The organism is Acinetobacter sp. 789_lipA, from assembly GCF_058242845.1.
The window spans coordinates 358,739-373,197 of record NZ_JBZAYS010000001.1 but is presented as its reverse complement, the minus strand read 5'-3'; the positions used below and the strand labels follow the sequence as shown (position 1 = coordinate 373,197).

15 protein-coding genes are annotated in these 14,459 nt (G+C 41.3%); 7 read left to right on the top strand and 8 right to left on the bottom strand.

The window, feature by feature from the left end:
* Window positions 1-127: 127 nt before the first annotated feature.
* On the top strand, window positions 128-472 hold the full coding sequence (locus tag AC4CUZ_RS01760) for a lysozyme inhibitor LprI family protein (RefSeq protein ID WP_178928088.1): 345 nt from the start codon (window positions 128-130) through the stop codon (window positions 470-472).
* 99 nt (window positions 473-571) lie between these two features.
* Entirely contained in the window at window positions 572-2,491 is a 1,920-nt protein-coding gene (gene htpG / locus AC4CUZ_RS01755; RefSeq protein ID WP_178928087.1) for a molecular chaperone HtpG, read from the top strand.
* Window positions 2,492-2,673: 182 nt separating this feature from the next.
* Here the strand turns inward: htpG and AC4CUZ_RS01750 are convergent, their stop codons facing one another.
* From AC4CUZ_RS01750 to AC4CUZ_RS01735, 4 genes are all read right to left on the bottom strand, one after another.
* Window positions 2,674-3,825, bottom strand: coding sequence for a hypothetical protein (locus AC4CUZ_RS01750; RefSeq protein ID WP_178928086.1), 1,152 nt, complete (start codon window positions 3,823-3,825; stop codon window positions 2,674-2,676).
* A gap of 77 nt (window positions 3,826-3,902) precedes the next feature.
* Window positions 3,903-6,032 (bottom strand): hypothetical protein, encoded by a 2,130-nt coding sequence (locus AC4CUZ_RS01745; protein ID WP_490747160.1) that lies wholly within the window; start codon window positions 6,030-6,032, stop codon window positions 3,903-3,905.
* 10 nt (window positions 6,033-6,042) lie between these two features.
* Window positions 6,043-6,222 carry a hypothetical protein gene (locus AC4CUZ_RS01740; RefSeq protein ID WP_017397192.1) on the bottom strand — a complete coding sequence of 60 codons (180 nt, stop codon included), beginning with the start codon at window positions 6,220-6,222 and terminating at the stop codon, window positions 6,043-6,045.
* Between the two features lie 274 nt (window positions 6,223-6,496).
* Window positions 6,497-6,658, bottom strand: a complete 162-nt coding sequence (locus tag AC4CUZ_RS01735) for a hypothetical protein (RefSeq protein ID WP_004692748.1) — start codon at window positions 6,656-6,658, stop codon at window positions 6,497-6,499.
* Between the two features lie 459 nt (window positions 6,659-7,117).
* Here AC4CUZ_RS01735 and AC4CUZ_RS01730 point away from each other — a divergent pair, with 459 nt between their 5' ends.
* Window positions 7,118-7,318 (top strand): dodecin family protein, encoded by a 201-nt coding sequence (locus AC4CUZ_RS01730; protein WP_004978694.1) that lies wholly within the window; start codon window positions 7,118-7,120, stop codon window positions 7,316-7,318.
* Between the two features lie 104 nt (window positions 7,319-7,422).
* Here AC4CUZ_RS01730 and AC4CUZ_RS01725 read toward each other — a convergent pair whose 3' ends face one another.
* Complete coding sequence (locus tag AC4CUZ_RS01725) at window positions 7,423-8,106, bottom strand: DsbA family oxidoreductase (RefSeq protein WP_078425769.1); 684 nt, start codon at window positions 8,104-8,106, stop codon at window positions 7,423-7,425.
* Between the two features lie 235 nt (window positions 8,107-8,341).
* Here AC4CUZ_RS01725 and AC4CUZ_RS01720 point away from each other — a divergent pair, with 235 nt between their 5' ends.
* The 3 genes from AC4CUZ_RS01720 (at window position 8,342) to AC4CUZ_RS01710 (ending at window position 10,139) form a co-directional block, all read left to right on the top strand.
* Window positions 8,342-8,857: a hypothetical protein gene (locus tag AC4CUZ_RS01720; protein WP_419381178.1), complete on the top strand. Its 516-nt coding sequence runs from the start codon at window positions 8,342-8,344 to the stop codon at window positions 8,855-8,857.
* 147 nt (window positions 8,858-9,004) lie between these two features.
* Entirely contained in the window at window positions 9,005-9,754 is a 750-nt protein-coding gene (locus AC4CUZ_RS01715; protein WP_419381179.1) for a hypothetical protein, read from the top strand.
* A gap of 112 nt (window positions 9,755-9,866) precedes the next feature.
* Window positions 9,867-10,139, top strand: coding sequence for a hypothetical protein (locus AC4CUZ_RS01710; protein WP_126038546.1), 273 nt, complete (start codon window positions 9,867-9,869; stop codon window positions 10,137-10,139).
* 57 nt (window positions 10,140-10,196) lie between these two features.
* On the opposite strand, the gene AC4CUZ_RS01705 is transcribed toward AC4CUZ_RS01710, so the two are convergent.
* A complete protein-coding gene (locus AC4CUZ_RS01705; protein WP_126038543.1) occupies window positions 10,197-10,895 on the bottom strand; it encodes a YidX family protein in 699 nt (232 codons plus the stop codon).
* 282 nt (window positions 10,896-11,177) lie between these two features.
* Here AC4CUZ_RS01705 and tehB point away from each other — a divergent pair, with 282 nt between their 5' ends.
* Window positions 11,178-12,047: an SAM-dependent methyltransferase TehB gene (gene tehB / locus AC4CUZ_RS01700; RefSeq protein ID WP_419381165.1), complete on the top strand. Its 870-nt coding sequence runs from the start codon at window positions 11,178-11,180 to the stop codon at window positions 12,045-12,047.
* Window positions 12,048-12,190: 143 nt separating this feature from the next.
* Here tehB and AC4CUZ_RS01695 read toward each other — a convergent pair whose 3' ends face one another.
* Complete coding sequence (locus AC4CUZ_RS01695) at window positions 12,191-12,910, bottom strand: YidX family protein (RefSeq protein WP_419381166.1); 720 nt, start codon at window positions 12,908-12,910, stop codon at window positions 12,191-12,193.
* A gap of 366 nt (window positions 12,911-13,276) precedes the next feature.
* A complete protein-coding gene (fadA, locus tag AC4CUZ_RS01690; protein ID WP_004978712.1) occupies window positions 13,277-14,449 on the bottom strand; it encodes an acetyl-CoA C-acyltransferase FadA in 1,173 nt (390 codons plus the stop codon).
* Window positions 14,450-14,459: the final 10 nt, after the last annotated feature.

The window sequence follows — 14,459 nt, the reverse complement described above, 5'->3', positions numbered from 1 at the left end:
TGATGGGGTTTTTTTATGCAAAGACTAAAGTTGAATAGTGGTCAACGCTGAAATAAATCACGATGATTCAGTATTAAAAGAAAATCATCTATAGAATGGATAGAAACAGAATAAGAGAGTTATAAAAATGAAATCTATGCTCGGGATTGGTTTAGTCTGTGGTTTGGCGTGGAGCATGCATGCTCAAGCGGCCAGTTTTAATTGTGATAAAGCGAAAACGACGACGGAGCACGCGATCTGTGAATATCGCCAAATCAATGACGCCGATGTGAAAATGGCCACCACTTATAGCATTTTAAAACGCCTTGTTCCGATGGGGACGCGTGGCATGATTCAAGATGAGCAAGTGAAATGGTTGAGTCTCCGTGACCGCTGTGGTGCTTCACAAAGTTGTCTCATGGATGTGTATAAAATGCGCCAGCAGCAGTTAGAACTACATCTAGATCGTATTTACCGTCAGGGCCCATTTTAAAAAAAAGCAAAAAAACTTGCGATTGCTATTGAAAAACGTATCGCTCACTCCAATTCATTAAGCATTCTCTATAAGACTTAATACATTAAGGAGCGATTGATGAGCGAGCAAAACGCACATAAACATAGTTTCCAAGCTGAAGTGGCTCAGCTATTACATTTAGTGACGCATTCACTGTATTCGAATCCTGACATTTTCCTACGTGAATTGATCTCAAATGCATCCGATGCCTGCGATAAACTGCGTTTTGAAGGCATTAATCATCCTGAATATTATGAAAATGACCCAGACTTACATGTGCGCGTCAGCTTTGATGAAGTCAATCAAACACTGACTATTTCAGATAATGGGATTGGTTTAACTGAACAAGAAGCAATTGACCACTTAGGTACGATTGCTAAGTCTGGAACCAAGGACTTTATGTCTAAGCTCACAGGTGACCAGAAATCAGATGCACAACTGATTGGTCAGTTTGGTGTCGGTTTTTACTCAGGCTTTATTGTGGCTGACAAAATTACCGTAGAATCACGCCGTGCAGGTGTGGATGCTGATCAGGCGGTACGTTGGGTCAGTGCGGGCACGGGTGAGTTCGAAGTCGAGCAGATCCACAAAGACAGCCGTGGTACCGATATTATTTTACATTTACGTGAAGATGCGTTGGACTATTTACAATCGCATAAAGTGAAGCAAATTATTAATAAATACTCGGATCACATTAGCCTGCCGATTGAGATGCAAAAAGAGGTTTGGCAGCAAGAAGAAGCGGTTGAAGGTGAAGAGCCAAAACCGGGTCAGTATGTGAAAACGGGTGAGTGGGAAGCGATTAACTCAGCCAGCGCGCTGTGGACACGTAATAAAAATGAAGTGACTGAAGAGCAGTACATCGAGTTTTATAAGAATCTCAGCCATGACTTTGAAGCCCCACTGGCATGGGCGCATAACCGCGTTGAAGGTAGTACCGAATATACGCAGTTGTTGTATGTACCGAGTAAAGCTGCTGCGAATATCTTTACCCGTGAAGCCAAAGCAGGGATTAAGCTCTATGTAAAACGGGTCTTCATTATGGATGACGCGGATAACTTGATTCCAAACTATTTACGCTTTGTCCAAGGGGTGGTCGATAGTGCCGATTTGCCACTGAACGTTAGTCGTGAGTTGTTACAAGAAAGCCGTGATGTGAAAACTATTCGTGAAGGGAATGCACGCCGTGTATTGACCATGCTGGATGCTTTAGCTAAATCGGAAGATGAAAAAGATCAAGAGAAGTTCACAACCTTCTACCGTGAATTTGGTTCAGTATTGAAAGAAGGTTTGGGCGAAGACTTTGGTAACCGTGAGCGTATTTTAAAACTTTTACGCTTCCCAACTTCAAACAATGATGCGGTGAGCACTTCTTTGCAGGACTATAAAGCGCGTATGCCTGAGGGGCAAAAAGCGATTTACTATGTGACTGCAGACAGTCTAAATGCTGCGAAGAACTCGCCACAACTTGAGCTGTTTAAGAAAAAAGGAATTGAAGTCTTACTCATGGCAGACCGTGTCGATGAATGGGCAATGGAATTTGTACATGAGTTTGATGGCACACCAATGCAAAACGTGGCCAAAGGTGCAGTCGACTTAGGTGATTTACAAGATGCCGAAGAGAAGAAGGCACTTGAGGCAGCTGCAGAGCAGTTTAAACCTGTGGTTGAAAAACTGTCTGATTCATTGAAAGCCAAGACCAAAGAAGTACGGGTGACCACACGTTTGGTCGATTCACCTGCATGCTTGGTGACAGGTGAGGGAGAGCTTTCACCACAACTGATTCGTATGCTGCAACAAGCGGGTCAGGCTGTACCTGAAAGCAAGCCAATTTTGGAAATTAACCCAGAGCATCCATTGGTGAGAAAATTAGAAAATTCGGCACAGTTTGATGACTTGGCCAATGTAATTTTTGACCAAGCGGTGATTGCTGAAGGCGGCTTGCCTGATGATCCTGCCGAATATATCAAACGGATTAACAGCTTATTGCTTCAATAAATTAATATGTGCTTAAAAAAAAGCCTATCGCTAAGATAGGCTTTTTTTATGTCAATGAGTTGGATCAAGCATCTTAATATCTGTTGAACGTATCGATTAAATCGGTGGAAAAGAAGCTGATGTGGATATCCGTGGATAAGTTTGGACTTATCCACAGTTCAGCTTAAAGATTCACCACGGCCTTAAAATAAAGCTTCAAAACGCACTAAGGCACTGACGTAGTGGCTGCGGTCTTCACGGTGATCGTTAAAATAATTTAAATCGCCTTGGATATAAAACCATTCGCGTAAAAAGGGTTGACGCCACGAGACAAAAGGCCCCCAACGGTTCAAACGCAGGTCGTCGTTGTTGTAGAAACCGCCAGTGTAAATGCCGTAGTTAAAGCGATTGCCATGAAAAAATTGGTGTTGTCTAAAGCTATAGTTATCCCAGAGCAGATCATCATCTTGTTCGTCTGCATAGGTCAGACTGAACTGATTGGATAAAAATGGCTGATTGGGTCGTGCATGCGTCAGCTCTAGGTTGGTACGTAAGTAATTTTCACTGTCGATACCATAACGGTAAATCTGTTCAGCATAAGCGCGAAAATCATTGTCGAGTTTCCATTCTCTCGATAACTCGATTCGCGCATAGATATCATCCCCTGAACGTACACCCAAGTCGAAATCGGTTTCAAAAGGCAGACGATCTGACAGTTGCGACCATCTTAAAGCCAGTGAGCTATTGGCATCACGGGTTTGGCGGCGGTCAAATGTTTTATCGTTATTCGCACTGGGTGGATTTTCATTGGTAATCGCGACATTGTTTTGTAGTTCGTTATCTAAAGAATCATCCCCAAACACCACACTGAGTTTATGTTCTAAGGTTGGAAGTTTAACTCGACCCCGAATACGCGGTTTTACATCATATTCATCATGTTTATTCCAGCGGTTATCGACCAAGACACGTAATGTGGCTGTAGCTGGTTTTTTAGGATCTGTTTCACCAAACCAATTGTCCATTTTGGCGGCTGTTCGGTCTGCCCAGTTTCGAACTTCTTTTTGCTGGCGGTCGACCCACGTGCGTTCTTCAGTGAGGTCAGTCGTGGGCACAATCAGCTCGTCCGATTCTTCAGGTAGAACGGTTGGAAGTGAGTCAATCCACTGTGGAATTTGATATAAAAGTCCACTACCTTTGGGGGGCGATGCGATTTTGTCAATTTCAGCCACGTCGTGAGGTGGCACAAAATGTTGTGTGATGTTGGTATTGCTTTCCGCCCAAGCCACGTTGACGTATGTACCTAAACTTAGGCAGAAAAATAAAGAGATGGATCCCACATGTTGAGTTCTTAGCATGCTTTCGTACTTTATTGTTCTTCGATGTTTTAGTGTTGTAAATTTCACATAAGAACACAAGTAGAAAATACAAAACTCTACAACTCGCTGCCCAGTTGTTTTTGAATAGAATCAAATAATTGAAACACAGTGATAGGTTCAGGCAAAGTGGAAATCGTATTTTGAATCAGCTGCCAGCTGACGCCGTGCTGTCGGTCTAAGACCAAGCATGGATAGGCGATCTCGGTACGTGAGAGTTCAACCCGCTTTTGACCATGAATTACTCGAATTTTTTGTCGTTCTTTTAACACTAAAATGGGCGTATTTATGTCCGCGGAGCTTTCTTCAAACTGGATGAATTTACGGCTATTGAGTAGATCAGCCAGAATAAATGGATGATAGTCTTCAATATGCCATACCAGTTTGGCCTGTTGGGTATACAGCTGAAAAATCGAAAATACATCATGCATGTGACCCTGTAGCTGGTCCCATCCAATTTCGCGGAGGGCTGCGAGTTGATGTTGACAACTCTGGGCAAATTGTTGGCTCAGGCAAATGGCTTCCGTGGGACTGTCAGCACCGAATAGAGCCAAATACTTAATAAACCCTCCATGCTGATTAGTCTGTTCTGCTAAATAGATAGGAGAGTCCAACCAGTGATCGAGTTGGTCGCTGTGGATCAGAAACTCGATATTTTGATTGATCTCAATGTGCCCTGAAATGTCGAGGCCATACAGCTTAGGGTCTAAATTTGGTTGATGCAGCGTGCGCAATTTCGCTTGATATTGCCCCAGATTAATCTGTATGGGCAGTATGGGTTGTGCAGCAGTAGCTGATGCTTCTGAATTTTCTGTATGGCTATCCTGCAAAACAGGGCATGGTGCTGTCACCTCGCTTTCAAGTGGATTTTGCTGATGAGATTCAGATGAAATGTCTGTATCTGGTTGTTCAGCCAAGATCGATCGCCTTTGGATAAAGTCCTGAATAGCAAGCGTTGAAATAGAAGCACTTGGCTTAAGGTCAAATCGAATGGGTGCAACGGCCTCAATGATAAATTCTTCCTGAGGCGGATATAGCTCATCACTTAAAAGAGGCAGATTGCTGAGAATCGAATAATTTTTTAGTAACACTTCGGGTTGAAGATCTAAATCTGTTTGTACAATATCGACCTGATTTTTAGGTTCCTTATCTCGTTTGATACTTGGCTCAATAGCATTAATAGAGATCACTTCTTCTACAGTGCTTTGTTTAAAAGAGCTGAGTTCCGTTTCTTCAATTTGAGTTGCATTTGGGCTGCTGTCAAATGTAGGTTGTATTTCAGTTTCGACTTGAAGCTCTGCTTCAACCTTAGATAAAACTAGACCAGAATCTGGGCTGACTTCGGTGAGCAATGACTCAGAATCTTGGGTTCGTTCAGCCGATGTATCATCTGTAGCAATGCTTAAAAGCTCAATACCCGTGAAAACAAAAGCATCGGTAACTACATTGTCCTGTGCATGCCCTATGTCAGTTTTTTCCTCGAATGTTGTTGTAATAGGGACGATAAACTGGTCTTCTGCAACTTCTGCAACTTCTGCAACTTCTGCAACTTCTGCAACTTCTGCAACTTCTGCAACTTCTGCAACTTCTGCAACTTCTGCAACTTCTGCAACTTCTGCAACTTCTGCAACTTCTGCAACTTCTGCAACTTCTGCAACTTCTGCAACTTCTGCAACTTCTGCAACTTCTGCAACTTCTGCAACTTCTATGGATGTTTCAGATGTTGTGAGAAAAGGTACGTTCTCGGGCTGTTGAACGCTTTGCACATGGATCAAAAACCATTGGTAAGCGTGTTCAAACTTTATGTGCCATGGGCTGCTATACAGTGTAGGTGGGGAGCTTTGAAAAGCAATTTGCCAACCTAAACCTGATTTATACAAAACACCCCATGCGAAAGCCGCCTGCTGTTTTAAGGCATCGCTTAAAGCAGATTTATAATGAAATAGTCCAATGTAGGCATGCTGATAGGGGCTTTGTTGTATCCAGCGTTCAGCCGCAGTTTGAGGCTGAATCAGCGCCTTATAGGCTTCGAGTTGTTTTTGAAAAATGGGTTCATCACAGAGTGCAAAAATTTCACGGATGCGTTTTTTCGAGCGCGCAATTTCAAAAAAAGACAGAGGTTGATGTTCCAAACCATCAATCAATTGATGCAGTTCTTTGATCAGCAGTGCTTTTTCGATTGCTTTCATGCGCTGAACTCTAAAGTTGTTTTTGTGCTTGTTCCAAGTAGCTTGCCAAAACCATATTGATGGCCAGTTCAAGTAATTTATATTCGGCTGAAGTCGGCTGCGTATACTGCTGTGCAAACGCAATCAATTGATCAAGGTCAATGGCTTGGGGTGTAATACGACCTTGGATAAGGGCTTGTAAATTTTGCATAGGCATGTGCTATTGAGTGCATTTAATTTATTGGTTTTGGAATTGGGTCTTCTTGTTTGATCATAATTAGAAAAGAATAAATAGGCAAAAATTATTCTGCTCTCGATACGAGAAAAGGGTAGTGAAAAATGTAGATAATTTCGATTTCAGCACAGATTGAATTAAATATTTTGCCCTAGAGGGTTCATAGCTGAAATTTTTTGTCAGTTCTTTGCAATTTTGGGCAAAAAAATAGGCAATCAACATTGCCTATTTTTGACCAAGTCAGCACAAATTACGCTTCTTGATGTGGTGCAGCCGCAGGAGCATCAGCCGTTGCCGTTTGAGTGTCTGCTGGTTTTTTTACAGGAAAATCTGGAACAAAAACAACTTGTGCAGAAACAGTTGCAGAAAGAGCCATTACAGCGACAGCCAAAGCATATTTAACAGCGTTCATGATATTTCCTCTAAAAAGGAGGTCTCACTAAGGAGACTGGGAGTTTTAAAAAGATAAATTTCGCATGAATAATATCAAAAAATGATCGATTTAAGCGCTGGTTTAGGCCATTAAAAGATGAATGGCGAGTTCATTTATTGTTAAAAAACAATTAATTAGAATAAATAATCTAGTCTGGTATAGAGTTTTTACTCCAGTGCTAAGCTGTTTAAATTTAAAGTGAAAATTTAGATTTTCAAGTTTGAAATGAAGCTTGAAAGTAGGACTTTTTTGTCTGAAATGAGACCTGAAAAAGGACTTGGAGTTACATGATTAATTGTTTAAATATTCATCATTTTGAAGTCTTTTGATTGTGCATACTGTGTAAGTTTTTGCTGTGGAATGTTTAAGTTATCTATTTTTGATTAAAAATTCACCTAAGATGAACAGGCAAAAACAACAATAGCTGAGGACAAACAGATGGCCATTGCAAAAGTGGTAGAAGTCAATTCAAGCAGTGCGAAAAGTTTTGAAGATGCGATTCAGACAGGGATCGCAAAAGTCACTGAGACGGTGAAGAATGTTCAAGGTGCTTGGATCAATGAACAAAAAGTGGTGATTAAGGACAACCAAATTGTAGAATATCGGGTCAATCTTAAAATTAGTTTCTTGGTCGATTAAACATAAATCCATTTTTTTTAACCTATAAAAAAATCCCCGCAGGCCGGGGATTTTCTCATCTATAGATAGGGCTCAGTTAAGGTCTGAAACCAGTATCCTTATGATTATTTGGGTGTTTCACAAGACTCATCGGAACACTGTGCCGCATTATTTTCTTCTGCTGGCATTTGTGCTTTTTCAAGGACTTGTAAAAAGACTTCACGCGGCTGTGCACCCGCTAAAGCCACACGTTGATCGAAAACAAAGAAAGGTACACCCGTTACTTTCAGTTGTTCACGCGCCACTTCTTGGTCAAACTTCACGAAATCTGCGTATTCGTCAGAATCCAGCACATCATCTACTTCAACTGGGTTTAAGCCAATACGAGAGGCCACGTCTTCAATGGTTTCACGTTCACCAATCGGTAAGCCTTGCGTCATATAGCTAAAGAAAAAGGCTTCTTTAGCTTCATTGCCTAAACCATGGCTTTGAGCAAGGTGAATAATACGGTGTGCATTGAAACTGTTGCCTGAGTTGGCATTTTCCCAGTTAAATTCAATGCCTTCTTCCGCAGCCATTTTGGCAATATTACGTTGCATCTCTTCAACTTCAGCCACTGTGCGACCATATTTTAGTGCGAGACGTTCTGAGTTCGAAATTTCTTGGCGTACTGGTGCATCTGGATCCAGTTCAAAACTGTGCCAATGCACTTCCAATTCCACACCAGCTTGTTCAGCCGCCGCTTCTAAACGTTTTTTGCCAATATAACAAAAAGGACAAACAACATCTGACCAAATATCTACACGCATGCGATTTCTCAAAAATAGTAAAAAGAGCAATTAAGGAAATGATGGGGATGAGTTATAAAATTTAAAGCAGGCCCATTAAAAAAAGCGGTTTCGCTATGGATTCAATCAGTTGAGCCTCTGGGTTTGACCGTTTATCTGACAACTACGCTGCATAAAGATCGAAAAATATACAATAGAGTGAAGGCGCTCAGTGTGAGCATGCCTTTTTATATCTCTTATCGTTTGGGATTGTTTTATGAAATTTTTAAATTCTCTTCCAGTTTTTTGTTACGCTCTTCTTTCTATGCCGACTTTGTTGCAAGCCAATGGTGAGATTGTAAGTCTACCGACTTTTAAAACCATGGCGGAATCAGAGCTACGTGCTGAAACGGGCGTGATTCCTTATCAACAGGATGAAAATATTCGTAAAGCCTTGCAGCACCGCATTGTTCACTTACAGGATGATGCACAGTCTTTTGTGGTCGATCCGACTATCACTCAAAATGTAGATATCTTGCCACCTGCGGTCACAGCAGATCTAAATTCTGTGCCACCTTTGTTACGTGAGCATGTCTTGAACATCGCCGCTGGTTTGCAGTCGTCTAATCCAACTGAAGGTTTGTATATCATGTTGCAGCCGTTTGGCATTGACCGTAATGCGACCAATGTACAAATTGCCCGTGAACAAATTTCGATTGGGCAGATTGATCGGAATTTTATGCAAGGGATTCAACAGAATAGTCAGCAACCGAGAATAGCTCCAACGAAGTAACACGTCTTTATTTGTTTATCGCCCGTACATTCCTCATCCACTTGGGGAGGGTACGGCCTTAGCGTCCTCAAATATCGATAATATGTTGAAATATTGATCATGTGCCTATATTTGCTATGATGAAAAGAAATGAAGAGGAAGCTGAACATGCGACGTATCGTGTTGATTTTAGTTCTTTCGACCAGTGCCGTTTTTGGTTGGATGTTTTATCAGTATTCTCAACAACAAAAAGAGCAGCAGCAGCTACAAAGCTATGAAACAGTGCTGTATGAAAAGACCGAACAAATTTACAAACAAGCTCAAGATTGGACCACACCAATTCAAGTCGATGTAAAAGACCCACGTCTGACAGGTGACTATCAAATTATGGCGGAGTTTGTGCTCAGTCATATGCTGCAAAATGCCGAAGCGCGTAATCAATATCTGCGAGATTTAAAAGCTTTAAATTGGGATCAATTTTTAAATATTGACCGATTAAGCAAAGACAAAAAAAACAATTATGCTGAAACGGAGCAAATGCTGAAAGACGTACTTACTGTTGTCGATAGCTATGCACAGCAGGTTGAACAACGTCAAAAAGAGGCCATCGCTCAGGCTAAAGATTTAGCAATATCTTCACGGTTCCGCCATCAACTGACCGACAGCATGAAAGCCAGTGAAAAAAGCCATGAAGCCACCCGCCTGTTTAGTCTTGAACAGCAGAATTTAGCCAAAGCGGATCAAATTTTCTTGGTGCTGAAAAATAACCAATGGGAAAAGAAAAATAACACCTTTATGTTTTATGAAGATGCACCACTAAAGCAGTTTAATGCGCTGTATAAAGAGATTTTGGCACTGAATAGCCAAATGCAGCAGGTCGAAAAACAGACCCAAAAAGAGGTGGAACAGAAGTTATAACACCGTGCAAAGATGACAGTCTTGTAAGCGGACTGTCATCTCTTGTTCAAAATTGGCTGCTAGAGTAAAAGCATCACAACGATGACGACTTTTCAGTGCAGGCAGGTGAGTCATGAAAACCATACACGTTTTTGATGATATTCAGCATGTGTATAGTGAGTTTGTAGAAAATAAAAACTATCCAAAATTAGAACGTTTAAGCAACTGGGGGAAGAATCGATTTTTCTTCAACCAATATTTCAAAATGATCGAAGACTGGCACCACACCGAACAAATCGTGATTCAGTTCAACCAACAGTACTTCAGTCTAGATACGGGCAGCGCGCCTGACTTTATGGACAAAGAAAAGTATATGGCTTGGTTGATGGGCGAACTCTTAATTTAAATCTTTCACAAAACAGCACAGCGCCTGATTCGTTCTAGGCGCTGTGCTTTTATTGTCTTAATCAAAAATTTTATCGGCGGCTTGGAACGGTAGGCTGACCACATCAATTGCGACTGCAAAAGGCAGTAACACTAATTTTTCAAAAGGATTCATACCCGACTTCGCTTTATAACTTTCCTCTTGATGGGTATAAATGCTCACCTGATAAGGCTTACTCAAGGCTTTTAAGGAGGCTAAATTGTTCGCCGCAGGGTAAACCACACCTGCCAGTTTGATCTCAAAACAGAAACGCTGCGCAAACATGCGTTCATCGCTGGAACTTGAACATTCCTTCGCGCCATTTTCAATAAAAAATTCCAGATCTTTCTTGCTGATGTCTTCTTTGAGCTTCACATAAGATAATGGCAATGTTCCTGTAAAATGACCATCATTCTTTTCTGAATAGAAACTTAGTTCTCGGGTCACTTGAATATTTTTCGGGTCCAGTTTCCCAATCAAACTGACAAATTGAGGCCCACCTTGGGTCAATACATAACTTTTTTGTTGCCCTGCAATCACTAAACTATGCACAGGTAAATTCGGTAGAGGCTGAGCGGGTTTGCCAAAAGCCACCACTTGGTCTTCGATTAAGGTCACTTTGTTGGTACGGGTATAGGTTTTATTGTCTTTGGTCATCAGGGTTTTGGTGGCACAGCCTGTGAAAAATGTTGCCATGACGCCTAAGCAAATGATGGTTTTTAAAGGTGATGAAAACATCGATAGACTCCGAATCATTTGAAATATAGTTAAGCTGAATTTTTATTGTCTTTAAGCCTATCATTAAAAGGTTCAAAAAGGCGCCAAAGCTCAAAAGTTTAAAGTCATGAAAGTTCGATGAGTCGCTCAATGTAGGGGAGCGACAGATTTTATTTCTTACTCATCTGTAGTTTGTAGTCACTGAATGAATGTTCATTTTAGTCTGAACTGGCTATGATCATACAAGCTTCGATAAAAACGATGGACTGGCGAATACGTCATAACAAGGTGGGGACTAGGCTGATGCAAGACTTGATTTGTTATAAAGAGCTTCCTGTGTGGACTGTGCAGACCATTCCGCAAGGGTTTAAAAATCAACACAATACCAAAGCGGGTACGTGGGCCAAGTTACAGATTTATCAAGGTGAGCTGAGCTTTGCTTTTTTAGATGAGGCTGGTCAAGTGCAATCTGAACATCTGTTTACAGCTGAGCAACAGCCACCATTTATTCAGCCTCAAGCATGGCACAAGATTGTTTCGGCGAGTGACGATATAGAGTGTCAACTACAGTTTTACTGCACTCCGCAAGATTATTTTTATAAGAAATATCAGCTTTCACCTACCCACTCAGAAATTTTGGCGGCTACGCCATATTTACACGGTGGTCGGGCTTTGGATGTCGGCTGTGGGCAGGGGCGAAATTCGCTGTATTTAAGCCAGCAAGGCTTTGAGGTGGATGCTTGGGATGTGAATCCACAAAGTTTGCAAAAATTACAGCAGGTAATAGATGTCGAAGGTATTCAAAAGATTCATCTGCAACAGCGGGATTTAAATACTGACCCAAGCATTACAGGTACATACGACTTTATCTGCTGTACGGTGGTGATGATGTTCTTGCAAGCGCCAACGGTGAAACCATTGATTGCGCAGATGCAGCAAGCCACAAATGTAAATGGGTTGAATTTGATTGTCTGTGCGATGGATACCGATGATATTCCTGCGCAGGCTGACTTTCCTTTTGCGTTTAAAGCAGGAGAGTTAAGTGCGCTATACGATGGCTGGAACATTGTGAAATACAATGAAGATATCGGTGAATTGCATCGGGTAGATGCAGATGGGAAACGGATTAAACAGCATTTTGCGACGTTGTTGGCGCAGAAAATTGAAGTATGAGCTTTTTAATGGTTTGAGTTGAATAGGTTTTGTATTCAACTCATTAATTAAATACTCGAAAGTCTTCGGTCACTTCCTTAAGTTAGATGGACTGTTCTTATATTCAGAAAAAGACAGTCTATTTAATGTGATGATGTGAGTAATTAAGGTTGATAAGTAATGTCTAAAGCTTTCAGAGGCAATTGAATAATGTCGATGGCGATTGTTAAAGGCAATAGCGGTATTGCAGATAATTTTTCACGATGAGACATTTTAGTATAGCCACTTTGATTGTCGTAATACATGATACGTACTTTATAAGGATGACTTAAGGGCTTTAGATCTGTGGCATTCTCAATTTTGGGGTAAACCGTACCTGAAATTTCTAAACTAAATAGATGATCTTGTTGCTCTGCCTTAGAGCAATCACATGGTGCAACACCATATTTTTTGAATAATGAACGTTCTTCTGGACTTAATGTTCCATGGGGTGGTGCATAAGAAAATTTAAAAGTACCGCTAAATTTATTGCTGTTGAGTCCAGAAGAATAGAAATCAAGTTCACGATTGATACGGATATATTGCGGATTGAGTTGGCTAATGAGTTGAATAAAATCAGCACCGCCTTTATTGATGAGGTAACTGTATTTATTTCCTGCAACTACAATGCTATCAGTTGGCTCGTTTGGAAGTGCTTTAGACAGTTTGCCAAATGCAATCACATCGTCTTCAAGTAAGGTTACCCATTCGTATTTAGCCTCGTATTTTTGAAATAAGCTACGGGAGTGATGCCCAATTTCTTTATTAGCAATGCAACCTGTGAGGAAAAGTGATGTACATAGGTAGCCGATCGTCAAAAGGGAATAAAATGGTTTAATTTTCATTGTTATGTAAAAGACTGTTATATTTTAGGTCATACCATAAAGCAAAAACTTCTGAAACTCTAGAATTTTAGTCCTCATTATTGAATTGATGCGCTTCGTTAGGAATGGTTCTAAGACTGTATAAAGATCAGATTTTCTGAGAAAAAGTCGAATAGAGGTAAGAGGTTTAATGAATGTTTTGGCTTTGTAAGATAGTAAATAAGATGTTTATTCAACTTATGATTCAGTTTTGAAACTTGAACTTTCTATCTGTTAGTTTATTTTAGATAACCGCTTTAAGTTTAAGTAAATAGTATTTACTCTTTGCTTAATAAAAGAAACCCCGCAATAAGCGGGGTTTCTTTTATCTCAGTATTTAACTAAATATTAAACACGTTCGATAATCGTCGCGATACCTTGACCCAAACCGATACACATGGTCGCAAGACCAATTTGCGTATCTTGTTGTTCCATCACGTTTAACAACGTCGTTGTGATACGTGCACCAGAACAACCCAATGGGTGACCCAGTGCAATCGCGCCACCATTTAAGTTAATGATGTCTTGCTTCTCATAAACACCTAAGCCCTTCATCACTGATAAGCCTTGAGCAGCAAACGCTTCGTTTAACTCGATGGTTTGGATATCCGCCATGCTTAAGCCAGCACGTTTAAGCGCTTTTTGAGTTGCAGGTACAGGACCATAACCCATGATCGCAGCGTCACAGCCTGCAACCGCCATAGAGCGAATCACAGCACGTGGCTTAAGACCTAAAGCTTGAGCACGTTCAGCAGACATCAACAACATTGCAGATGCACCATCAGACAAAGCTGAAGAAGTCGCAGCTGTTACCGTACCGCCTTTCGGGTCAAATACAGGACGTAAACCTTTGAATGCTTCAAGGTTTGCATCTGGGCGAATCACTTCGTCGATGTCGCAAAGGATTTTGAAGCCATTGGCATCATGACCTTCAACACCTACGATTTCGTTTTTGAAACGACCTTCTTGCGTTGCAGCCCAAGCGCGGCGGTGAGATTCAACACCGAACGCATCTTGTTCTTCACGTGAAATACCATTCATACGACCTAACATTTCAGCGGTTAAGCCCATCATGTTCGATGCTTTTGCATAGTGTTTAGACGCTTCTGGGTTGAGGTCGATGCCGTGCATCATCCCAACGTGACCCATGTGCTCTACACCACCGATGATGAAGATATCACCTTGGTTGGTTGCAATCTGTGCAGCAGCGGTGTGTAGCGCTTGCATAGATGAACCACAAAGACGGTTAACCGTTTGACCTGCCACAGTTTTTGGAAGGTCCGCCAATAAACCAATGTTACGGCCAATGTTCATACCTTGTTCTAAAGTCTGGTTTACACAGCCCCAGATCAGGTCTTCAACTTCATTGGTGTCAAACTGGTTACGAGCAACTAAAGCACGAACCAATTCAGCCGATAAGCTGTCAGCACGTACATTGCGGAACATACCGTTTTTGGTTTTACCCATTGCTGAACGTACGCCATCAACGATGACAACGTCACGTGGATTTAAAGTAGCCATTCACGTTGCT

Excerpts from the sequence above, each read along its gene's own strand:
- AC4CUZ_RS01760 (WP_178928088.1), top strand. The coding sequence starts at position 128 with ATGAAATCTATGCTCGGGATTGGTTTAGTCTGTGGTTTGGCGTGGAGC.
- htpG (WP_178928087.1), top strand. The coding sequence starts at position 572 with ATGAGCGAGCAAAACGCACATAAACATAGTTTCCAAGCTGAAGTGGCT.
- AC4CUZ_RS01750 (WP_178928086.1), bottom strand. The coding sequence starts at position 3,825 with ATGCTAAGAACTCAACATGTGGGATCCATCTCTTTATTTTTCTGCCTA.
- AC4CUZ_RS01745 (WP_490747160.1), bottom strand. The coding sequence starts at position 6,032 with ATGAAAGCAATCGAAAAAGCACTGCTGATCAAAGAACTGCATCAATTG.
- AC4CUZ_RS01740 (WP_017397192.1), bottom strand. The coding sequence starts at position 6,222 with ATGCAAAATTTACAAGCCCTTATCCAAGGTCGTATTACACCCCAAGCC.
- AC4CUZ_RS01735 (WP_004692748.1), bottom strand. The coding sequence starts at position 6,658 with ATGAACGCTGTTAAATATGCTTTGGCTGTCGCTGTAATGGCTCTTTCT.
- AC4CUZ_RS01730 (WP_004978694.1), top strand. The coding sequence starts at position 7,118 with ATGGCCATTGCAAAAGTGGTAGAAGTCAATTCAAGCAGTGCGAAAAGT.
- AC4CUZ_RS01725 (WP_078425769.1), bottom strand. The coding sequence starts at position 8,106 with ATGCGTGTAGATATTTGGTCAGATGTTGTTTGTCCTTTTTGTTATATT.
- AC4CUZ_RS01720 (WP_419381178.1), top strand. The coding sequence starts at position 8,342 with ATGAAATTTTTAAATTCTCTTCCAGTTTTTTGTTACGCTCTTCTTTCT.
- AC4CUZ_RS01715 (WP_419381179.1), top strand. The coding sequence starts at position 9,005 with ATGCGACGTATCGTGTTGATTTTAGTTCTTTCGACCAGTGCCGTTTTT.
- AC4CUZ_RS01710 (WP_126038546.1), top strand. The coding sequence starts at position 9,867 with ATGAAAACCATACACGTTTTTGATGATATTCAGCATGTGTATAGTGAG.
- AC4CUZ_RS01705 (WP_126038543.1), bottom strand. The coding sequence starts at position 10,895 with ATGTTTTCATCACCTTTAAAAACCATCATTTGCTTAGGCGTCATGGCA.
- tehB (WP_419381165.1), top strand. The coding sequence starts at position 11,178 with ATGCAAGACTTGATTTGTTATAAAGAGCTTCCTGTGTGGACTGTGCAG.
- AC4CUZ_RS01695 (WP_419381166.1), bottom strand. The coding sequence starts at position 12,910 with ATGAAAATTAAACCATTTTATTCCCTTTTGACGATCGGCTACCTATGT.
- fadA (WP_004978712.1), bottom strand. The coding sequence starts at position 14,449 with ATGGCTACTTTAAATCCACGTGACGTTGTCATCGTTGATGGCGTACGT.